5 protein-coding genes are annotated in these 2794 nt (G+C 39.9%); 4 read left to right on the top strand and 1 reads right to left on the bottom strand.

Features of this window, described 5'->3' with window-relative positions; genetic code table 11:
* The 4 genes from NE665_RS23495 to NE665_RS23480 all read left to right on the top strand — a co-directional run.
* Positions 1 to 314, top strand: a 314-nt coding sequence (locus NE665_RS23495) for a sigma factor-like helix-turn-helix DNA-binding protein (RefSeq protein ID WP_256302652.1), incomplete at its 5' end; no start/stop codon positions are given.
* Entirely contained in the window at positions 307 to 546 is a 240-nt protein-coding gene (locus NE665_RS23490; RefSeq protein WP_044986965.1) for a helix-turn-helix domain-containing protein, read from the top strand. The genes NE665_RS23495 and NE665_RS23490, both read left to right, overlap by 8 nt.
* 374 nt (positions 547 to 920) lie before the next feature.
* Positions 921 to 1124, top strand: coding sequence for an excisionase (locus NE665_RS23485; RefSeq protein ID WP_004613735.1), 204 nt, complete (start codon positions 921 to 923; stop codon positions 1122 to 1124).
* Positions 1125 to 1201: 77 nt separating this feature from the next.
* On the top strand, positions 1202 to 2392 hold the full coding sequence (locus tag NE665_RS23480; RefSeq protein WP_227160451.1) for a tyrosine-type recombinase/integrase: 1191 nt from the start codon (positions 1202 to 1204) through the stop codon (positions 2390 to 2392).
* Positions 2393 to 2565: 173 nt separating this feature from the next.
* Here the strand turns inward: NE665_RS23480 and NE665_RS23475 are convergent, their stop codons facing one another.
* Positions 2566 to 2754, bottom strand: coding sequence for a hypothetical protein (locus NE665_RS23475; protein WP_256302672.1), 189 nt, complete (start codon positions 2752 to 2754; stop codon positions 2566 to 2568).
* Positions 2755 to 2794 lie beyond the last annotated feature (40 nt).

Here is a 2794-nt window from a genome sequence, read left to right as displayed (position 1 = left end):
AGGAAATTTCTTATTGTGAACTTCCAGAAATCGTCGTGGAAAAACTGGCAGTCTGGGACGAATACGAAAGCGATTATACCGCCTTTGATGTATGTGGTATTGAGGTTCGTGTCCTTGATGATGATTTAGCAGAAGCGATTAAGTATCTGTCTGAAAAAGATAGAGAAATCTTGTTGATGTATTTCTTCTTAGGCATGAGCGATACAGAAATCGGCGACAGATTAAAGATTAACCGTTCAACGTCGTTCCGCAGTAGGAAGAACTCACTTGAAGAAATCAAGAAAAAGTTAAAGGAGAACATGAATGATGAATAACACACGCCCGTCATTTTACCTTATCTCGTCGGCTGTGGACGGCAACGTAAATTCGATTGAAAAGATACTGGCATTTTATGACCCGTACATATCAAAATGTTGTTTGCGTCCATTCTATGACAGATATGGTAATGTCTGCATAGTCGTAGACATGGAATTAAAGGGACGTATCAGAGAAGCACTTATCAAAATGATTTTGGACTTTGATATTTCTTTAGAAACCGAAGAATAACAAGCAGTAACCGCAGAGCATGATTTGTTCAATCCCCTCTTTCCTGCTCTGCCCCTGCTTTTACATGAAAGCAACACGCTTTCGCCACAGCTCTTTGACAACTGAATAAAGCAGACAGATACGTTTGTGAGATAGCGAGCCACGGGGACTGTACGCCACGACCTTTTCAAAAGAAAGCGAGCGACCCACGCAGTGATCCGAGAGCGACTGTTGGAAAAGTCGTTTTGCCACGACCTATCCTCACAGGATAATGATACGTCCGCATGGTGCGGTTCTGCCCACAAGAATGGGAATAGTTGAGATACTAATGGAGCTTTCCAAAGCCGTCTGTCTGCTTGTAAAAAATGACACACAGTAAAGGGGGTGCATAGATTATGAACAATACTGATGTGCCTATCTGGGAAAAATATACGTTGACGATTGAAGAAGCGTCTAAATACTTCCGCATTGGCGAAAAGAAATTGCGTAAATTAGCCGAAGAAAATATTGACGCTGGCTGGGTTATCGTGAACGGTAATCGTATTCAGATTAAGCGAAAACAATTTGAAAAAATCATAGATACATTGGACGAAATCTAATGTCATTGAGCCGTAGATATGGTATAATAAATGTAGCGTATCACGGCTCATTCCATGACGGAAAGGAGCTTTACACTATGTCTAATGTAAAACGAAAAGACAGTAAAAATCGCAATTTGCGTAATGGAGAGAGCCAGCGAAAAGACGGAAGATACGTTTATAAATATACCGATATATACGGAAAGCCACAATTTATCTATTCTTGGAAACTTGTACCTACAGACAAGACACCTGCTGGAAAGCGTGATGATATATCGTTGAGGGAAAAAGAAGCACAGATTAAAAAAGACCTTAACGACGGTATCGACACAGCAGGCGGTAAAATGACAGTCTGCCAGCTCTACGACAAGAAGAACAGCCAAAGAAAGAACATCAAAAGGGCTACTGAAAAGGGACGACAGTATCTTATGAACGCTCTAAAAAATGACCCGTTGGGTATGAGGGCGATTGATACCGTCAAACAGTCGGACGCTAAAGAATGGGCTATCAGAATGAGTGAAAAAGGATATGCCTATAAAACGATTGATAACTATAAGCGTTCCTTGAAAGCGTCATTTTACATGGCAATACAAGACGACTGTATCAGAAAGAACCCGTTTGAATTTAAGCTAAGTGATGTTCTGGAAGATGATACGGAGCAGAAAGTTATCCTTACACCAGAGCAGGAAGAACGCCTGCTTGCCTTTATGGAAACAGATAAAATTTACAGTAAGTATTATGATGAGGTTGTGCTTCTGCTGGAAACGGGACTTCGTATTTCTGAATTTTGCGGACTGACGACACATATTGATATGCAGAACAGAATACTCAATATAGACCACCAGCTATTGAAAGACAGCGAAATAGGCTACTATATTGAAACACCAAAGACCAAAAACGGAAAACGGGAACTTCCATTGACAGAACGGGCTTATCAAGCAATCCAAAGAATACTAAAGAACAGAGGAAAAGCACAACCGTTGATTGTAGGTGGTTACAGCAATTTCCTATTCTTAAACCGTGAGGGCTTGCCTAAAGTTGCAGGAAACTATGAGGGCATGGTGCGAGGACTGATTAAGAAGTATAACAAGTATCACACAGATAAGTTACCGAACATCACACCACATTCATTCAGACATACTTATTGTACGAATATGGCAAACAGAGGAATGAACCCAAACACTCTGCAATATCTCATGGGACACGCTAACATAACCATGACACTCGGCTATTATGCACACGGTACATTTCAATCTGCAAAAGCAGAACTGGAAAGGCTGGCTTGTTAATATCGGAGCTTATATTTACTACTCATTTACTACTTTTGGTTGCATTTTCATGCTGGTAAATGCCAGCTTATGCAAGGTATCTTCCAAAAAGAAAATACCGATAAAGCCTTAAAATACGGGATATATCGGCATTTACCAACTTATGAAAAGATAATCAGAAATTTAGTAAGTTTTTATAAACAAAGATCACACCGATTCATTAAAGAGTATACAAGATAAAGTAGATCACGTTCCTTACGTGTTTTTAAATAATCGTCTAACTGATTCTTTGAATAACCAGACCATAAGAATCCTTGTTTCATCGTTTCTGAACAGAAACCTTGTTTTAGCTCTTCGATCGAGATCACTTCTTGCTTTTCCATTTACATTTCCTCCTATGCGGTCCTTCCGCTCTCTTGGTAA

The sequence above is a fragment of the Clostridium sp. DFI.1.208 genome (genome assembly GCF_024463855.1).
Classification (GTDB): domain Bacteria; phylum Bacillota_I; class Bacilli_A; order Erysipelotrichales; family Erysipelotrichaceae; genus Clostridium_AQ.
Note: the sequence above shows the minus strand (reverse complement) of the source record. Positions and strands in the feature narration are given on the sequence as shown.